We start from the raw sequence: 18,144 nt of genomic DNA on the forward strand, positions 1-18,144 counted from the left end.
AAAAACAATATGTTTAGTTTCTGCCATCTTGGTAAAGTCATAAGTTTGATAAAACACCCCTAACCCAATGACGATAAAGCAGCGAATATTATCTTATAAATACGAATTGTTTCTGGTGGGACAATTGAGCATTTTGTTTGGAACCCTATTGGTGCCGTCAGGGAATTATGGCAAGTGGATTTCTTTATTGCTTTTTTGTTTGAATGTGGGTAGCGGAAGTTTAATCCTTTTTGCTGAGACCAATAGAGGTCTTTTTAAAGCATTAGTCACTAGTATTTTGATCACCACGATATTTATTCTTACTTCTTTCTATCCGTCTCAAAGTCCGATACAGTACTTGAAGTTTATTACCATGTTTGCATTCTATATTATCGTAACATGGGTGCTGATTAGGCAGGTGTGGCGATCTGAGCAGGTTACTACCAAAACAATCCTTGGACTGATTGCTGGCTTTATTAATCTTGGACTAGTAGGGTTCTTTATTTTCCTAAGTATTGAGTTGGTCAATGCCGATTCTTTTTCAGGTATGGGGAGTCTGACAGATTATGAGCGCACCGAAAGGGTGATGTATTTTAGTTTTATTACTTTATTGACCATTGGTTACGGGGAGATTGTTCCCGAAACAGATATGGCACAGAAAGCAACGATCTTTGTTGGTTTAATAGGGCAGTTATATTTGGCGGTACTTACGGCTATTATTATTGGGAAGTACTTGACACATCAGGAGAGGTGAAAATGATATCCTCTAATCGTTTTTGTACTATTTTTGTATAAGTTTGTTTTATTCTATGCTGAAAATACAAATCAGTATATTTACACATAGCTAATGACCAATTATATAAAACCTTGGAGGGAGCACTGATTATTTTTTCAATTTCGTATAGCCTATTATTAATAGGACTTTACTGGGGATGGCGCAAAATTCCTGAAGCCGCCGTAGGGGAGCAGTTAGTAGGGAGTGATTCTTTGAAGTTCACCGTTGTCATTCCTGTCCGAAACGAGGAAGTTTCGATAGGCCTCTTATTGGAAGATTTATCACAACAATCGTATCAAAATTTTGAAGTAATCGTGGTGGATGATCATTCTGAAGACCAAACAGCTTCTATCGTAAAGGGTATCGTGCAGTCTTACGATTACTTCCATTACTTACAGCTTCCAGAGAGTAAAAAGGGAAAAAAAGCGGCGTTAACGGAAGGTATCCATCAGGGACAAGGGCAATGGATTGTCACCACGGATGGCGATTGCAGGGTTTCTCTTGATTGGTTAAAGGTATTGGCGCATCACCTTCAGGGAAGTACTAATAAGATGGTTTGTGGCAGCGTGTTGTTTAGTCCTTTTAATAGCTTGTTTGAAAAGATGATGGCTGTGGAGTTTAGCAGTGCGATCGGAACAGGAGCGGCTTGTATAGGGTGGAAGCACCCTTTGATGTGTAGTGGGGCCAACCTTGCCTTTGAACGCAAGGCTTTTTGGGAGGTGAATGGCTATCAGGGAAATGAACATATCGCCTCTGGGGACGATGAGTTCTTGCTTAAAAAGTTTGTACAGCAGTGGCCAACAAGTATTACCTTTATAAAAGCCCCGGCTCATGTTGTTCGAACGTTAGCACCTTCGGGCTGGAAAGCTTTATTACAGCAGCGGATACGTTGGGCAGGGAAATGGCGTTTGCAGAATGGAGTGTCGGCTAAACTACTGGCAGTATATATGTTTTTTTTGCATTTGACTTATGCGGCATCTCCTTTATTATGGATGGGAGGATTATTGTCTTCAAACGCTTTGTTTTTGGCGTGGTTACTAAGGGGAGGAACGGAATTTTTCTTTCTTAGGGACGTGCTCAAAAGTATGACGAAATCTAAAGTTTACTACTATACTCCTTTCGTAGTGTTGTGGTATTCTTATTATGTTGTGCTTGTGGGACTTATGGGTACTTTTGCTAGTTATCAGTGGAAGCAAAGAAAATATACTGTATAGCAGGTGCGTAGTGTTTTTTCCATTTCTAATATATTTGTTCTTATATAATTTATATTTTTAGCATATGAATGATTTAGAGTTTGAGGTATTGGATGAGCTGTATTTTGTAGTTTCCTTTTCACAGTTACAAGAGGCAACAGGTATTGAGCAAAGCGCTTTGAAAGAGTGTCTGCAACAGTTGCTGGAAAAGAAATGGGTGAAATGCATGGCTTCCATTGATGATGAATTGGAGGAGAGTGAGGTAGATATGAATGCGCATTTCCAACAGTATTACTATTTGGCCACCAAGAAAGGTTTGATGGCACATAATACGCTATAAACGAGTACCGATTAATATATTTTTTTGACTGTAGAACGACTGTTATCACTAAAGCATATATGTACGAGGAATATAGAATCATAGGGTCATCAAAAGCTATTTGGAAAAATGTTTTCCGGAGCCGTTTTCTGTTGCTGGGAGGAAGTGTATTATTGCTGATGACCGTAGTGGCTTTGTTGGGATATTTGATTATGCCTGATAGTACGCCCTATGCCAATGATATGATGCCGGAGGTAAAGAACAAACCTTCGGGCTTTCGAGTACAGGTATTGAAAATTAAAAAAGATATTGAGGTAGAGCAACGTGGGTTTATAGGCAAGATGTTGTATGGACAAGAGAATCCTTATGAAATCAAGCCCTTAGCAGAGCCTCCCCGTATTGTAGGGGATTCGGTGTATTTTGTTATTTATCCAGGTAAAGAGAAAGTCAGCCGCCGCTCGATGACCCGACTGGAACTATCATTACCGTTGATCCAATGTGTGAAATCCATTTACGTGCCCAAGTCAGAAAAACTAGGACGCTATGTGCCCAATAACTATACACCTATTGAGGATGGATATGCTTATTTAGATGTCAATGAGGTCGTGCGTACCGTGACATATGAACGTTTGGAGAAGGAGTTTTGGGAAAATAATGTAGAGGAAAGGGTTTTCTATTTGGGAAGTGATCGTTTGGGTAGGGATGTACTGAGCCGATTGATGTACGGTGCCCGAATCTCTCTGATGATTGGTGTTATGTCTTTGATTATTTCTTTAGTAATAGGGACGACAGTAGGTGCCTTGGCAGGATACTTCGGAGGGAAACTGGATGCCATATTGGAGTGGTTAATGACCGTGGTCTGGTCTTTGCCTTCACTGATGTTGGTGATTGCCATTCGCCTGATGCTGGATAGTGATAAGGTGTGGATTACCTTTATGGCAGTAGGACTGACCATGTGGGTAGAGGTGGCAAGGGTGGTACGTGGAGAAATGAAATCCATCAAAGAAAAATTATTTATAGAGGCAGCCAGAGCCTTAGGGTATTCTGATGCCAGAATTATTTTTAGGCATATACTACCTAACCTGACAGGCTCACTGGTAGTGATCTCCGCTTCTAACTTTGGAGCGGCGATTCTTATAGAAGCAGGGTTCAGCTTCTTAGGTATTGGTGGCCCTGCGGAGATGCCCTCTTGGGGTAAGATGATTTATGATGGAATTAATGAACTGACACCGGGAGGATATTGGCACTTGATATTATACCCTTGTATCAGTTTGAGTATAACGGTGTTGGCGCTTAACCTAATAGGAAGCGGATTGAGAGATGTATTTGACCCAAAAGCTAGCGTGAAATAGGAATGATGAATATGGCCTTATCCATAGAAAGTAAACTAAAAATCAAAGAGCTGGAGCTCAGTGCTTTGTTTGAGACGATTGAGGCAATCAATACCAATGCTTCCGAGTCGGATCTTTATAGAATATTTAAATTTACCGTAGCATCCAACCCCTTGGTGGGGAAGTTTGCCCTCTTTGTGTCGGATGATGAGGGGCGCTGGAAACAGATGGTATCCCATCAAATCGTAGTAGGCGATAAGGAATGGTATTTTCCGTTAGAATTAACGAATATCGATACGGTAGGGTCTTTTCATTATGAGAAAGATCCTCGTTTCACTTCCTTGGATCTATTGATTCCAATCAAGCACAAAGATGTACCTTTGGCCTATGTAGTATTGGAACGATTGGATAATAATGAGGAAGATAAAAAACTGTCAGTGGCTTTTATCGAGGCCTTGGCCAACATCATTATCGTTGCAGTAGAGAATAAGCGATTTGCTCGAAAAGAAGCCCGTCAGAGGGAGTATAAGCGACAATTGGAGATTGCTGGAAATGTACAGGCTTTACTATTTCCAAAGTCTTTGCCTAATGAGGAAGACCTCTTTGTGGAAGCAAGTTATTTCCCTCACCATTCTATCGGAGGAGACTACTATGACTTTATTCCTATTGACGAGGATCGATTGTTATTTTGTATTGCAGATGTGTCAGGAAAGGGACTTCCTGCAGCGATTCTGATGTCCAATTTCCAGGGGGGAGTACGAACCTTGGTGAAGAAGGAGAGTAACCTTAAGGATATGGTCAAGGAACTGAATCGCCTGATTATGGAAAATGCACAAGGAGAGAACTTTATCACGGCATTTTTAATGATCTACCATCGCTCTTCTCATAAGATCACTTACGTGAATGCCGGACATAATCCGCCTATCTTGTTTATGGATGGGAAGCCTTCTCATTTACTCACAGGAACAACCATTTTAGGAACCTTTAAAGAATTACCACTATTGGAAGTGGGAGAACTGCAAGGAGTTAAAGAGTTCTTCTTGTTCTGCTATACCGATGGCATTACTGAAACAGCGAATGATCAGGATGAAGAGTTTGGGGATAAACGCTTGCTGGAGTTTTTGCAAGAAAACTGGCAATTAGACCAGAAAGCATTGCACCGTAAACTAATGAAACAATTGGATGCCTTTAAGGAACACCAGGAGTATGTAGATGATATTACCCTTCTTTCTTCCAGAGTGTTGAATCGTTCTGTTGATGATGTTTAATTGAGCTTCGCTCGTTCATGTTGTTTAGTTGAGTTGCCCAAGTAGCTTACTTATTGATAATTGATAATCTCCGTCATTGATTTTACACAATTGGAACAACTACCTTGCCTTACCATTAAGAAATAAGTAACCAAATAGTACTATTGCTTGTTCCTGTAACGTGAACTTGTTGTTTTCAGCAAGATAGCCATGAGCAATCAATAGTATCAGTATAGTAAACATATATATCATACCACGGAATAAATATACCCTATGACAAAATTAGATCTAAAAGGCTTCATGCACGGCTTGAAGCGCCGTAATCCTGGACAACCAGAATTCCATCAGGCAGTAGAAGAAGTAGCTGAAAAACTGATTCCATTTATTAACGATAACCCTAAGTATTTGAATGCAAGTATTCTGGAGAGAATGACTGAGCCAGATAGGGTAGTTAGTTTCAGGGTAACTTGGCAGGATGATAAAGGAAATGTACGGGTAAACCGTGGATTCCGCGTGCAGTTTAATGGTGCGATCGGACCATATAAAGGAGGTTTGCGATTTGATAAGTCTGTGACCTTGGGTACGCTAAAGTTCTTGGGTTTTGAGCAGGTATTCAAAAATAGTTTGACGACTCTTCCTATGGGTGGTGCCAAAGGGGGCTCTGATTTCAATCCTAAAGGGAAGTCCGATAATGAAGTAATGCGTTTTTGTCAGGCTTATATGACAGAGTTGTATCACCATATCGGTAAAGATACGGACGTTCCTGCAGGTGATATTGGAGTAGGAGCAAGAGAAATTAGTTATATGTTCGGGCAGTACCGCCGTATTACCAATAAGTTTACAGGGGTATTGACGGGTAAAGGATTAGCCTTTGGTGGTTCCAATGTTCGTAAAGAAGCAACAGGATATGGTAGTGTGTACTTTGCCAGAGAAATGTTGGCTAGAAAAGGACATACGTTAGACGGTAAAACGGCAATCGTATCAGGAGCAGGTAATGTGGCGCAATATACGGTTGAGAAACTGATTCATCTGGGCGCCAAGGTAGTCACGATGTCCGACCGTAGTGGGTATATTTATGATCAAGACGGTATTGATGCCGAGAAGCTACAATATATCATTCATCTGAAAACGGTGAAAAGAGGGGATCTGTCTAGTTATGTAGAGGACTATCCAGATGCGAAGTTCTTCCCTAATGAGCACCCTTGGGGAGTAAAAGCACAATTAGCATTCCCTTCAGCAACTCAAAATGAGCTAGACGGTGAAGCGGCTAAAACTCTGATCAAAAATGGCTGTATCTTGGTGTGTGAAGGAGCAAATATGCCTTCCACAAACGAGGCATTAAAGGTATTTGAGAAAGCAAAAATATTATTTGGTCCTGGTAAAGCAGCCAATGCGGGTGGTGTAGCTATCTCAGGTTTGGAGATGACACAGAACTCTATGCGTTTGCAATGGACTTTTGAAGAGGTGGATGAAAGACTGCAGCAGATTATGAAAAAGATTCATGATAAATGTGTGGAGTACGGTGATGAGGACGATTGGGTAGACTACGTAAAGGGAGCTAATATTGGAGGTTTCGTAAAAGTAGCGGATGCGATGTTGGCTTACGGAGTACTTTAGTAAATACTAACTCTCAATAAAAGTCACAGGGATATTAAGGTTGAATAAAAGAGACAAGCCTTGTTGAATCGTTGAATTGAGCTTCGCTCGTTGAATTTCACCTTCGGTGAGTTGATTCGAGTTGAAATGTTGATTGAAATGTATGCTAATGCTCATATCATACAACAAATCAACTCGAATCAACGAGCGAAGCTCAATTCAACGATTCAACATAATTCTATAAATATTCAACCTTAATGCCCCCTGTGGCATTTTTTTTGGTCATGGTGCAGGATCTTATTAAATTTATCGTTACATCCATTTTTTGACGATTAACGCAATCAAAGACCATTACATGAAGATAATTGAGTGCCCTAGAGACGCCATGCAGGGAATTGCCGAATTTATTCCCACAGAAACAAAAATCAGTTATATCAATCAGTTGATTAAAATCGGGTTTGATACCATCGACGTAGGAAGCTTTGTGTCTCCTAAGGCAATTCCACAGATGAGGGACACTGCAGAGGTGTTGAGGGGATTGGATCTTCATCAGGCAAATTCTAAGTTATTGGTCATTGTAGCAAACGTGAGGGGAGCATTGGATGCGCTCGATTTTGACGAAGTCGCTACTTTGGGTTTTCCACTGTCGTTGTCTGAAACCTTTCAGCAGCGCAATACCAACAAGTCTATTGAGGAGGCCATAAAAGTGGTCGATCGTATCAATGATTTATGCGAGCAGAGTTACCGCAAATTAGTCGTCTATCTTTCCATGGGGTTTGGCAATCCATATGGGGATGCTTACTCTCCTGAGTTATTAACAGAGTTTACAGAAAAACTACAGGAGATAGGGGTACAGCGTGTTGCTTTGGCAGATACTGTAGGAACGGCAACGCCGTCTATGGTCAAAGAGGTTTTTGAAATGGTATTGCCAGCATTCCCTGAAATGGAAATAGGTGCTCATCTACATGCTACACCTCAGGATGCCTATGCGTTAGTGAAGGCAGCTTATGAAGCAGGCTGTCGTCGTTTTGATTCCGCTATGGGGGGATTGGGTGGATGTCCTATGGCAAAAGATTCCCTAACTGGAAATATTTCGACAGAGACCTTGGTAGAGTACTTGATGTCTATTGATGCATTGCCTGAGATGAATATGGAGGCCTTGGCGATTGCCAGTGAAAGACGACGTATTTTATTGCCTTCCAATTAAAAAATTAAACCGTAAAATAATTCGTAGAGACGCCTTACATTAAGGTTGAATAAATAACTGACAGTTGAGTCCATTACATGGCGTCGGTTACGCCGCTTGTTGAGTGGCACTGCGTGCCGTTGAGTAGCCCTATGGACTGTTGAGATTTTGTAGTACTGCTCTTTCTCAACAGCCCAGAGGGCTACCACTAAACTGGTTCAAGAGTTCAAATTCCGGACGAGGTACGAGTAAGGAATTGCTCTTGGACCAAGCGGTTTACCACATCGGTTAAGCTTTTAGTGTAAAGTTTTAAACTCTACAATTCACTCATACAAAGTAAACTGTGATAAAGTCTATTAAACGATAAGCGATAACCAATTTACAATATGAAGAGAAGTATTGCAGTCTGTCATTCCCCACAAATGTTGCCTTTGTTTGACCTGAAAGGGAAAATAGCAGTCGTGGTTGATATATTAAGAGCCACTTCCTGTATGGTGACTTCCTTGGCAACTGGTGTGGAGAAGGTTATTCCAGTCAGTAAGGTAGAGGAAGCGTTAGCCTATCAAGGGAGAGGACCTTTGATTGCGGGAGAAAGAGGAGGTGCGAAACTGCAAGGGTTCGATCTGGGGAACTCACCTTTTGAGCATATGAACCAAGTGGGGAAAGCCATCGTTATGACCACTACAAATGGAACACGTGCGATCAATGATGCTGCAGAAGCAGAAGAGGTGATCATCGGAGCTTTTCTTAATTTATCAGCGATTAAGGAATACCTTATCAGTAAAACAGAAGATGTGGTGGTGGTTTGTGCGGGTTGGAAAAACCTGTACAGTATGGAAGATACTCTTTTTGCAGGAGCTTTGGTAGATGCTTTGGGAAGTGATTGGGAGATGGATGATGCGGCTTTGGCAGCTAGTACACTTTATCGTTCTGTAGAGGGAAATATCTTGGGTTTTATGCAACAAGCCTCTCACGTTAAGCGTTTGAGTGGATTAAATGCGGAAAAAGATCTTGCTTTTTGCTTTGAGCATGATAAATTTGAGACTATCCCTATTTTAAGGGAAGGTGGGTTATATGCCCATAACACGAGAAATTGAATTACTTTTTGTAAATAGAGATAATGGGTAAGAAATTAGAAATAAAGAAAGATATTTTTATTAAAAACCGTAGGGCTTCCTTTGACTATCAGTTTCTGGAGAAGTTTCATGCGGGAATTGCTTTGAAAGGCAGTGAAGTGAAATCTGTTCGTTTACAGAATGTAACCTTACAGGACTCTTATTGTCTTTTTATAGGGAAAGAACTTTACGTAAGGGGAATGCACATTTCTCCTTATGAAATGGGAGGTCATGCCAACCATGAAGCGAAACGTGATCGTAAGCTGTTATTGAAGCGAAAAGAGTTGAACAAACTACAAGAAAGCCTTAAAGAACAAGGGCTGACGATTGTAGTTACCCATGTCATGGTTAACGAGAGAGGATTGATCAAGGTAGGAATTGCTTTGGCAAAAGGTAAAAAATTGTACGATAAACGTCAGGATATTAAGACAAAGGATGCCAAAAGAGATATCGCTCGTAGCGGCTATTAAAATAATTAATGTTGAATCGTTGAATTTCACCTTCGGTGAGTTGAATTGAGCTTCGCTCGTTGATTCGAGTTGAACTGTTTTTCGATAATTTGTAATACTTGTATCAATCAACATATCAACTCGAATCAACGAGCGAAGCTCAATTCAACGAATCAACGATTCAACAAGGAGAAAAGAAGATGAAGAGAGATTGTTTTATTCCGTTTGGAACGGACCTGAAAGATACAGTAACGTTACCAGAGCGTTTCACCTTTCCTTTTAATTACGAACCTCACCCTTTATGTATTCAAGCAGCGAAGGAACTACAAACCCATTTGGTTGAGCAAACCGAATGGGTTCATAATTTTGGGCTGCATGGACAAGATGAGGAGACGGCCATCGGAAAGATGTTTGGGGTTTTGATTGTACAGAAACCTACAGGAGAGTTGGGGTATCTGTCAGCATTTTCTGGCAAGCTTGCAAATAGTAATCACCATAGTCAATTTGTCCCTCCAGTCTTTGATATGTTAAAAGAGGAAGGCTTTTATCGAAGAGGAGAAGAAGAGTTAAATGCCATTAATCGAGAAGTAGAGCAATTACAGCAAGATGATCGCTATAAAGAGTTGCAGCAAACCTTAACAGTAGAAACGACAAGAAGTGAGGAGGAGCTAGCCAATCAAAGGGTTTTTATTAAAGCCCAGAAAAAAGAAAGGGACCAAAAAAGAAAGGAAGCAAAAGAAGAACTGACAGCAGAAGCTTTTGAGGAATTGCAAAAGCAATTTAGTAAGGAAAGCCAGGACCATCAACGTCACTACAAAAGAATGGCGAAAGAGTGGAAGATTCGTTTGGAAGACCTGAAAGAACAAATTGCTATTCATCAAAAGCAAATTAAAGCGTTAAAGGACCTTAGAAAGCAGAAAAGTGCTGACCTGCAAAAGCAGTTGTTCAATCAATATACCTTCTTAAATCAGGCACAGGAAGAGAAAAGCTTGTGGGATATTTTTAAGCATACTCCTTTAGGACAACCTCCATCAGGGGCAGGGGAATGTGCGGCTCCAAAGCTTTTACAATATGCATTTATGAATGGGTTGAAACCTATCGCTATGGCGGAATTCTGGTGGGGGAAATCTCCGGCCTCTGAGATCCGTAAGCATGGACACTTTTATCCAGCCTGCAGAGGAAAATGTGAGCCTATCTTGGGACATATGTTGCAAGGAATGCCGGTAGATGAAAATCCCATGCTCAAGAACCCTGCAGAGGGAAAAGAACTGGAAATAGTGTATGAGGATGAGGTGATCGTGATCGTGAATAAGCCGGAGGAGTTTCTTTCTGTTCCTGGAAAGACGATTACAGATTCCGTGTATGAACGTATGCTCGCCAAGTACCCTAAGGCGACAGGGCCTTTAGTGGTACATCGTTTGGATATGTCTACATCAGGGCTGATGCTGATTGCTAAAACCAAGATGGCTCATGAAGTTTTGCAGGATCAGTTTGAAAAGCGACAAGTAAAGAAGCGCTATATTGCTCAACTAGAAGGCAGGGTAGAGGGTGAGCGTGGCACGATAGAGTTGCCCCTGAGAGTAGATTTGGATAACCGTCCTCAACAGCTTGTATGCTATGAACACGGGAAACCTGCGACGACTCATTGGAAAGTCATCGATCGCTCTGCTGATAGAACATTGGTTCACTTCTTCCCAGTAACCGGAAGGACACATCAGTTGAGGGTACATGCCGCACATCCCAAGGGATTGAATGCTCCTATTGTTGGGGATGACCTATATGGCACCCGTGAGCAACGACTGCACCTGCATGCGGAGCAGTTGGAGTTTTTGCATCCGGTTACCCGAAAAAAAATGGTGATTACCTCTGGTAAACCCTCCTTTTTATAAACCCATGGCGTTGCCATGGGCTATTCATGGCAACGCCATTATATATAATATCTACGTTGGAGCCAATAGTCCACGGCGGTACCCATAGCCCATGGCACCGCCATGGGTTTAATGGGTTACTCGGTAGATTACTCCCGCATAATCATCAGAAATAAGGATAGAGCCATCCTTTAGTTCCAATACATCCACGGGACGCCCCCATATCTTCTGCGTTTTATCATTTAGCCATCCCTCTATAAAAGGTTCTTTTTTGATGGCTTTATCTCCCTCATAGGTGATCATGGATACCTTATATCCAGATTTCTTGCTGCGGTTCCATGAACCGTGCTCTGCGACAAATACCTTCTTCTTATAAGCCTCAGGAAACATCTTTCCACTATAGAAGGACATCCCTAGTGGAGCTACATGTGCGCCCATTTTTTGAATAGGAGCGATATAGTCCTCAGCGTTGGTATCTTTTCCAAACTCAGGGTCTTTGACATCTCCGGCATGCCAGAAAGGGTATCCAAAGTGCTGTCCTGCTTCCGTGGCTACGTTGACTTCACAGTCAGGAATATCATCGCCCATCATATCACGCCCGTTATCAGTAAACCATAAATTGCCTGTTTCAGGATGCCAGGCAAATCCTACGGTATTTCTAACACCATGTACGTAAACCTCCATATTGGAGCCGTCCGGGTCCATGCGGGTAATGGAAGCATATTGAGGATCTTCTGAAAGGCAAATGTTACAAGGAGCACCTACTGGAACGTATAGCTTACCGTCAGGACCAAAGGCGATGTATTTCCATCCATGATGTGTTTCTGTAGGGTATTGGTCGTAGATGACTTCTGGCGCAGGAGGGTTATTCAGGTTTTCCTCTATATTGCTGAACTTCAGGATACGACTAACCTCAGCCACATATAGGTCACCATCTTTGAAAGCGACACCATTAGGCATTTTAAGGTCTTTGGCAAGTAGGTATACACGCTCTGCAATACCATCTTCGTCCTTATCCACCAAGGCCCATACTTTATCCTCTTTACGGTTACCGACAAAGACCGTCCCTTTATCCCCTAATGCCATGGAACGGGCGTTTTTAATACCTTCTGCAAAAACAGAAACCTGAAAACCTTCCGGTAGTGTCAATCGATCAATGGGCAGGGAAGTATGCTGTTTGATCTGCTGTTTTTCAGTGGTAGAAGAACAAGAAAAAAGAAACAGAATACTAAGAATGAATAGTGGGGAGTGCTTTCGTAAAAAATGTCTCATAAATGATATTTAGTATAGCTCCCTCTTTATGGAGAGGAACCATGAATTGGTTTTATAGATGATTTAAAAATAAGAAAGGAACAAGTATAACTAATTTGATGAATATAAAACAATCGTGATTTCCTTTTCAATTTTGTGATTTTTTCTTGAAAATTTGTAATTTTCGTAACTGCATAGAATTTTTTTTCGTAAAAATACACTCTTGCTGCGTATGTGTATTGTAAGATTGAAAGTAGGGGAAAGGATAGTGTGGGTTTGAATACCTTTTAGATCTAAACATCATGAACGAGCGAAGCTCAATTAAACATGATCAACAATAATAACTTCAAGGATGAGTTTAAAGAAAGATTTGGATGAACTATTGGATGCTGAAGTCATCACAGATGAGATGGCTAACCGTATTCGTGCTTACTATATGGAGCGGAAAGGTGGACGGTCACCACACCGTTTGATCTTGGCATTTGGAGTCTTGGGAGCATTACTGGTAGGGTTGGGAGTGATCTTGATTATAGCTCATAACTGGGATAAGCTGCAGCGTCCCGTCAAGTTATTATTCGCTTTTTTACCGTTGTTGATTGCTCAGGGAATTGCTTTGTATACGCTTCTTAGAAAATCAGGACAATCTGCCTGGAGAGAAGGAAGTGCTGTTTTTCTAACCTTTGCGATAGGGGCAAGTATTTCCTTGGTAAGTCAGATTTACCATATCATGGGTGATCTGAGCAGCTTCCTGTTGGTATGGTCCTTATTAGTACTGCCGATCGTCTATATTCTTCGTTCATCGATGGCGTCTTTATTATACCTGATAGGGATTACCGCTTACGCTTGTCATGAAGGCTATAATTATCCATCTACACCTCCTACGTTGTATTGGTTGTTGTTAGGAGGAGCAGTTCCTTTTTATTACCGTTTATGCCTTCAGGCCAAAAACAGTAACTTCACTTTTTTCCATCATTGGTTCTTCCCGTTGTCCTTGATAACGGTATTGGGAGGTATGGCAGAACGTCAGGAGGAGTTAATGTTACTCGCTTACTTTAGTCTTTTTGGTGTATTATACCTGATGGGAAAGCTCCCTTATTTCAGTACGTTACTTAAGCGACAGAATGGTTATCAGGTCATAGGAGTGGCTGGGATGATGTTTATGCTGCTGATATGGAGCTTTGATGAACCCTGGCGTGAGGTGAGTAGACATACGTTTTATATGAGTGGGGAAGTGTTTCTACCAATAGCGTTTGTTTTGTTGAATATGGGCATGCTGTATTTATATTGGCCAAAGGATAAGAAGGACACTATAGATCCCTTAGCCTATATTTCGTTGGTTTTTGTCCTCATCTTTTTAGTAGGAACAGAACATGCAGTGGCCGCTTCATTATTGGTAAATACATTGCTGTTGCTTGTAGGAGTTTGGGTAGTGATTAATGGCAGTAAACGACAGGCACTGGGAGAACTCAATTTTGGAATGCTTTTATTAGCGGCCTTAATTTCTTGTCGCTTTTTTGACTCCGACCTGAGCTTTGTCAGTAGAGGGATACTATTTGTGGTCATGGGAGTAGGATTTTTTATGGCTAATTATTGGATGCTTAAAAAACGTACAGGACATGAAGGAAAATAAAAAATGGTTATGGATAGCTTTTGCGATCATGGTTATTGTTCAAATAGCCGTGCCAGCTCAAATGATACTAAAAAAGGAAGGAATCATTTTTTCGGGAAAGGTATATAAATTCCGAACGGCACCGGTTGATCCTTATGACCCTTTTAGAGGTAAGTATATCACCTTGAACTTTAGGGATGCAGAGGTACCCGTAAGTGACCCTACGGTATGGGAACGAGGAATGGAGGTATACCTTACTTTGCAAGAGGATGCTGAAGGATTTGCTATCCCAAAGGATATGACAGCCTATGAGCCAAGTGTTCCAGAAGACTATATAAAAGCCGAGATTGCCTGGTTTACGCATGATAGCAGTGCGGTGCGTATTCATTATCCTTTCCGTAAATATTTTATGGAAGAAAGTAAAGCCTTAAAAGCGGAGAAAATGTACCGAGAAAGTAATGCTGGTAAGCATCAGGTCTATGCCTCCGTAGGAATAAAAGAAGGCGATTATGTATTAAAAGGAGTGATGGTGGATGGGATTCCGATTGAGGAAGCAGTAGAGCAGGTGGAGGATAATACAGCAAAGTCGCCCAATTTTTAAATGTACCCTTGCGGATATAAGGTGAGAAAGGTTTATTTATCGGTTATCGGTTATAAACGATAAACAATAAACGCAAAAAGGAAGCCCAAAGAACATTCATTGATCAGCTTTACAAAAGAAACTCTGACCAACTAGTAACCCTTTGGACCTCTATAAATAGAAGCGCTTACCCCTTAAAATCTTAGCAACAACTCTAAAACTCTACTCTCGCTAAGTCTTAGGTGCAAAGCCTTCCATATTGTACTTAGATAACACACTTGTATTAATCAATGTTCCCTAATATTAACTTTTTTCCTAATGACTATGGACAGATTTGCTTTACAAGAGCGGTTGAGGGTTTTAGCCGTTCCATTTACACACTACTCCCTTCAGGGAGAGCTTATACCGGATGCAATTATTCTAACCAAGGATAAGGGCTATTGGAAAGTTTTTTACTTGGATGAAAAAGGACATAAGCACGATGAGCAGCAGTTTTCGACAGAAGCGGCAGCTTGTGCGTATATTCATCATTACTTTCTGCAGGAGACATATTAGTTGTTTTATGACTGGAGGCTGGAGCCTCCAAAATGCTTTTAGGTCGTAGCGAGGACGCTACGACCAGTTACTTTTTACCTCTTACCTCCAAATAGTTCCTTTCCTTTTCTATAATCCATGTGATCACAGTCACATTCTGTTCTGCTACAATCCTGCATCTTTGCAGTGTAGCAATTGAACAAATAGTCACATCTGTATAAACTGGAACAGATAAACACTAGAATTAGCATTATGAATAAAGAAAGAATCATTATTGTCGGTGGACTTTCTGCAGGCCCATCAGCTGCTGCTAAAGCAAGAAGAACTAACGAACAAGCTGAAATTATCCTTTTTGAAAAAACTGAGAACATTAGTTATGCGACTTGTGGTATCCCATACGCTATGGGAGGAAAAATACAATCAAGAGATAAACTAATGGTGGTAAAGCCGGAGTTGTTAGAGACTCGCTTTGGTATTGATGTACACCTTAATGAGCCGGTAACGGATATTGATCCGGATGCTCATGTAGTTTATACCCCAAAAGATGTTTATTCTTATGATAAATTAGTTTTTGCAACAGGAGGTAGAGCGGTGAAGCCACCGATTGAAAACCTGGATGCTTCCGATAAATGGGCGTATGCCAAAACTATTGAGGATTTTGACCAAGTAATGAACAGTGGTATCCTGGATACGGCTAAGCATATTACGATCGTAGGTGCTGGGCTGATAGGCTTGGAAACGGCTGAGAACCTGGTAGCAAAAGGATTGAAGGTGACTGTCGTAGAGTTGGCGCCACAAATCCTAACGCCTTGGGACGAGAAATTTGCTCGCATGACAGCTGAGGTACTGAAAGAAAATGGTATTGAGCTTCGTCTGGGAGTAGCAGTGAAGTCGATGGATCCAGCGACCAATGTGTTGACCTTAACAGATGGTTCTACCATGACGACTGATTATACCTTGATTGGTATCAGTGTAAAGCCAAATACGGAGATGCTGACGGCTAAAGGAGCAGAGCATATCGGAAATGGTGCGTTGGTAGTGAATGAGAAAATGGAGACTTCCTTGCCTGATATTTATGCAGCCGGTGACTGTGCTGCCATTCCAAACGTAGTAACCAAGGAAACGGCTTGGTTCCCAATGGGAACACACTCCAATAAAGGTGGCCGTGCTGCCGGAGCAAATGCTGCCGGAGGAAATGAGACCTTCGATGGTGGGTATGGAACGGCAATTATGCAAGCCTTTAATTATACGATTGCCCGTACTGGATTAGGTACGAAGCAAATGGATAGAGAGGGGATTGCTTATGCCTCGACCTTTATCATTGCAGGAACAACACCGGGATTCTATCCCGACCAAAAAGATATCTTTATAGAGATTTATTATAATCCTGAAACGGGGCAACTACTGGGAGCAGAGTTGTTTGGTGAAAGAGGAGTCGATAAAAGGGTGGATGTTCTGGCGACAGCGATCTATGCGAAGTTGACGATTGATGATTTGCCTCGTCTGGACTTGGCTTATGCACCTCCATTCTCTCCGGCGAAAGACCCCGTGGTGGTCGCAGGATATGTCGCTGGCAATAGCATGAACAATGGCTATGAGGAGTGGAATGTCGCTCAAGCGGAGGCTTATTTTACGGCAGAAGAAAATAAAGACTATGTGATTCTGGATGTTCGTAATCCTAAGGAGCTGGAAATGCAAGGTATGGTAGAAGGAGCGATCAATATTCCATTGGATCAGTTGAGAGACCGTTTGGATGAGCTGGATTCTTCTAAAGAGACTTTTGTGTACTGTGCAAAAGGGCTTAGAGGATACCTGGCAACCAGAATACTGGAGCACAATGGCTTCTCTACGCTACGTAACATCGCCGGTGGATTTACTGCCTGGAAAAAAATCGTAGGGAAAGTAGCCGTACTTTCTGAGGACTAAGAAAGAGTGATATGTAATAGTTTTGAGGTTCGTTGCCTATGGGTGACGAACCTTTTTTCATTACATTTGATGAAATTTATAGGATATATTTTAGAAGTAATCCTGTCGCTGTCTACGGAATTATATGCCGTTTATTGTTTATTGTTTAATTAAGGTTGAATAATTAAGCGTCATAAATGCTTCCCTCAACTCCGCCTAGGATTAAAATCCCAGGCTCTTTTAGAATTGCCACGTTGTGGCGATCTATTATATCAACGTATATTATTTATTAGATAGAAAAACAGTAGTATAGATCACCGCGTAGCGGTATTTCTAAAAGAGCCTGGGGTTTTACCACGCATGTAATGCTAGGCGAGGATGGAGATAACTATTGTGTCGGTTATTTTTCAAACTTAATTAAACAATAAGCCATTACATGGCATCTCTAAATATTTATCATTCGACAGTTTCAATCTCAACCATTATACCATATAACCAATGCTAAACGTACAACTAAGACAAGCTACAAAGGGAGATGTCCATGAAATGATCCCCCTGATTTATAGTTCAGGACCTGATTCCTTTGACTATGTTTTTAAAACAAATAAGTATGCTGCCCAGGATTTTTTGAAATATGCCTTTGAGAGTGGAAAGGGAGAGTTTGGTTATCGAAATCATTATGCGGTGGAGCAGCGTGGAAAAGTAATTGGTAGTGCCGCTGTTCTCACGGGAGCAGAGACTGCACAAATGACACAAACTGCTATTTTTCAGATTATATCATTTTACGGGATATGGACAGGCTTAAAGGTCATGTTAAGAGGTCTTCGTACTGAAACCGTAATCAAACCTCCTAAAGGTGAGGAGCAATTATTGGTACATTTAGGTGTGCATCCTGATCACCGTGGAAAAGGAGTAGGAGGGTGGATGATTGAGCAGCTATTAAGACGTCTAAAAGTACATCATCCGATTGGCTTGGACGTTTCTGTAGAGAACCCGAGGGCAAAAGCGCTTTATAGCAGAAAAGGCTTCAAGGTGAAGTATAAGGTAAAATCGCCTTATAAGAATCAATATGGAAAAGTAGCGGATCACGAACGGATGTTCTACTCTGCTTAATCGTATTGTTGAATCGTTGAATTTCACCTTCGGTGAGTTGAATTGAGCTTCGCTCGTTGATTCGAGTTGAACTGTTGATTGATCTATATTGATC

General features: G+C 41.3%; 16 protein-coding genes. 15 read left to right on the forward strand and 1 reads right to left on the reverse strand.

Features of this window, described 5'->3' with window-relative positions; genetic code table 11:
• Positions 1-67 precede the first annotated feature (67 nt).
• From ABD985_RS16095 to ABD985_RS16140, 10 genes are all read left to right on the forward strand, one after another.
• Positions 68-733: a potassium channel family protein gene (locus ABD985_RS16095; protein WP_345373496.1), complete on the forward strand. Its 666-nt coding sequence runs from the start codon at positions 68-70 to the stop codon at positions 731-733.
• A 113-nt stretch (positions 734-846) separates the two neighbouring features.
• Positions 847-1,968 carry a glycosyltransferase gene (locus tag ABD985_RS16100; protein WP_345373498.1) on the forward strand — a complete coding sequence of 374 codons (1,122 nt, stop codon included), beginning with the start codon at positions 847-849 and terminating at the stop codon, positions 1,966-1,968.
• Positions 1,969-2,032: 64 nt separating this feature from the next.
• On the forward strand, positions 2,033-2,287 hold the full coding sequence (locus ABD985_RS16105; RefSeq protein ID WP_345373500.1) for a hypothetical protein: 255 nt from the start codon (positions 2,033-2,035) through the stop codon (positions 2,285-2,287).
• Between the two features lie 59 nt (positions 2,288-2,346).
• Positions 2,347-3,618 carry an ABC transporter permease gene (locus tag ABD985_RS16110; protein WP_345373502.1) on the forward strand — a complete coding sequence of 424 codons (1,272 nt, stop codon included), beginning with the start codon at positions 2,347-2,349 and terminating at the stop codon, positions 3,616-3,618.
• Positions 3,619-3,629: 11 nt separating this feature from the next.
• Positions 3,630-4,865: a PP2C family protein-serine/threonine phosphatase gene (locus ABD985_RS16115; protein ID WP_345373504.1), complete on the forward strand. Its 1,236-nt coding sequence runs from the start codon at positions 3,630-3,632 to the stop codon at positions 4,863-4,865.
• Between the two features lie 252 nt (positions 4,866-5,117).
• Entirely contained in the window at positions 5,118-6,461 is a 1,344-nt protein-coding gene (gene gdhA / locus ABD985_RS16120) for an NADP-specific glutamate dehydrogenase (RefSeq protein ID WP_345373506.1), read from the forward strand.
• Between the two features lie 334 nt (positions 6,462-6,795).
• Entirely contained in the window at positions 6,796-7,647 is an 852-nt protein-coding gene (locus ABD985_RS16125) for a hydroxymethylglutaryl-CoA lyase (protein WP_345373508.1), read from the forward strand.
• Between the two features lie 365 nt (positions 7,648-8,012).
• A complete protein-coding gene (locus tag ABD985_RS16130) occupies positions 8,013-8,723 on the forward strand; it encodes a 2-phosphosulfolactate phosphatase (RefSeq protein WP_345373510.1) in 711 nt (236 codons plus the stop codon).
• A 23-nt stretch (positions 8,724-8,746) separates the two neighbouring features.
• Positions 8,747-9,211 (forward strand): SsrA-binding protein SmpB, encoded by a 465-nt coding sequence (smpB, locus tag ABD985_RS16135; RefSeq protein ID WP_345373512.1) that lies wholly within the window; start codon positions 8,747-8,749, stop codon positions 9,209-9,211.
• Positions 9,212-9,390: 179 nt separating this feature from the next.
• A complete protein-coding gene (locus tag ABD985_RS16140; protein WP_345373514.1) occupies positions 9,391-11,079 on the forward strand; it encodes an RluA family pseudouridine synthase in 1,689 nt (562 codons plus the stop codon).
• Positions 11,080-11,187: 108 nt separating this feature from the next.
• Here ABD985_RS16140 and ABD985_RS16145 read toward each other — a convergent pair whose 3' ends face one another.
• A complete protein-coding gene (locus tag ABD985_RS16145) occupies positions 11,188-12,330 on the reverse strand; it encodes a PQQ-dependent sugar dehydrogenase (protein ID WP_345373516.1) in 1,143 nt (380 codons plus the stop codon).
• A gap of 331 nt (positions 12,331-12,661) precedes the next feature.
• On the opposite strand from ABD985_RS16145, the gene ABD985_RS16150 reads away from it, so the two are divergent.
• The 5 genes from ABD985_RS16150 to ABD985_RS16170 all read left to right on the forward strand — a co-directional run bounded on the left by ABD985_RS16150 (position 12,662) and on the right by ABD985_RS16170 (position 18,050).
• Entirely contained in the window at positions 12,662-13,939 is a 1,278-nt protein-coding gene (locus ABD985_RS16150; RefSeq protein ID WP_345373518.1) for a DUF2157 domain-containing protein, read from the forward strand.
• Positions 13,926-14,519, forward strand: a complete 594-nt coding sequence (locus ABD985_RS16155; RefSeq protein WP_345373520.1) for a GDYXXLXY domain-containing protein — start codon at positions 13,926-13,928, stop codon at positions 14,517-14,519. The genes ABD985_RS16150 and ABD985_RS16155 overlap by 14 nt, the downstream gene beginning before the upstream one ends.
• Positions 14,520-14,816: 297 nt before the next feature.
• Complete coding sequence (locus tag ABD985_RS16160) at positions 14,817-15,053, forward strand: hypothetical protein (RefSeq protein WP_345373522.1); 237 nt, start codon at positions 14,817-14,819, stop codon at positions 15,051-15,053.
• A 231-nt stretch (positions 15,054-15,284) separates the two neighbouring features.
• The gene (locus tag ABD985_RS16165; RefSeq protein WP_345373524.1) at positions 15,285-16,958 is read left to right on the forward strand and encodes an FAD-dependent oxidoreductase; all 1,674 of its coding nucleotides are present in this window, start codon (positions 15,285-15,287) and stop codon (positions 16,956-16,958) included.
• Between the two features lie 477 nt (positions 16,959-17,435).
• A complete protein-coding gene (locus ABD985_RS16170) occupies positions 17,436-18,050 on the forward strand; it encodes a GNAT family N-acetyltransferase (protein ID WP_345373526.1) in 615 nt (204 codons plus the stop codon).
• Positions 18,051-18,144: the final 94 nt, after the last annotated feature.

It is taken from the genome of Algivirga pacifica, assembly GCF_039543525.1.
GTDB lineage: Bacteria > Bacteroidota > Bacteroidia > Cytophagales > Flammeovirgaceae > Algivirga > Algivirga pacifica.

What these genes read in the sequence shown, in the direction of transcription:
- ABD985_RS16095 (WP_345373496.1), top strand. Translation starts at nt 68, where the DNA reads ATGACGATAAAGCAGCGAATATTATCTTATAAATACGAATTGTTTCTG.
- ABD985_RS16105 (WP_345373500.1), top strand. Translation starts at nt 2,033, where the DNA reads ATGAATGATTTAGAGTTTGAGGTATTGGATGAGCTGTATTTTGTAGTT.
- ABD985_RS16110 (WP_345373502.1), top strand. Translation starts at nt 2,347, where the DNA reads ATGTACGAGGAATATAGAATCATAGGGTCATCAAAAGCTATTTGGAAA.
- ABD985_RS16115 (WP_345373504.1), top strand. Translation starts at nt 3,630, where the DNA reads ATGGCCTTATCCATAGAAAGTAAACTAAAAATCAAAGAGCTGGAGCTC.
- gdhA (WP_345373506.1), top strand. Translation starts at nt 5,118, where the DNA reads ATGACAAAATTAGATCTAAAAGGCTTCATGCACGGCTTGAAGCGCCGT.
- ABD985_RS16125 (WP_345373508.1), top strand. Translation starts at nt 6,796, where the DNA reads ATGAAGATAATTGAGTGCCCTAGAGACGCCATGCAGGGAATTGCCGAA.
- ABD985_RS16130 (WP_345373510.1), top strand. Translation starts at nt 8,013, where the DNA reads ATGAAGAGAAGTATTGCAGTCTGTCATTCCCCACAAATGTTGCCTTTG.
- smpB (WP_345373512.1), top strand. Translation starts at nt 8,747, where the DNA reads ATGGGTAAGAAATTAGAAATAAAGAAAGATATTTTTATTAAAAACCGT.
- ABD985_RS16140 (WP_345373514.1), top strand. Translation starts at nt 9,391, where the DNA reads ATGAAGAGAGATTGTTTTATTCCGTTTGGAACGGACCTGAAAGATACA.
- ABD985_RS16145 (WP_345373516.1), bottom strand. Translation starts at nt 12,330, where the DNA reads ATGAGACATTTTTTACGAAAGCACTCCCCACTATTCATTCTTAGTATT.
- ABD985_RS16150 (WP_345373518.1), top strand. Translation starts at nt 12,662, where the DNA reads ATGAGTTTAAAGAAAGATTTGGATGAACTATTGGATGCTGAAGTCATC.
- ABD985_RS16155 (WP_345373520.1), top strand. Translation starts at nt 13,926, where the DNA reads ATGAAGGAAAATAAAAAATGGTTATGGATAGCTTTTGCGATCATGGTT.
- ABD985_RS16160 (WP_345373522.1), top strand. Translation starts at nt 14,817, where the DNA reads ATGACTATGGACAGATTTGCTTTACAAGAGCGGTTGAGGGTTTTAGCC.
- ABD985_RS16165 (WP_345373524.1), top strand. Translation starts at nt 15,285, where the DNA reads ATGAATAAAGAAAGAATCATTATTGTCGGTGGACTTTCTGCAGGCCCA.
- ABD985_RS16170 (WP_345373526.1), top strand. Translation starts at nt 17,436, where the DNA reads ATGCTAAACGTACAACTAAGACAAGCTACAAAGGGAGATGTCCATGAA.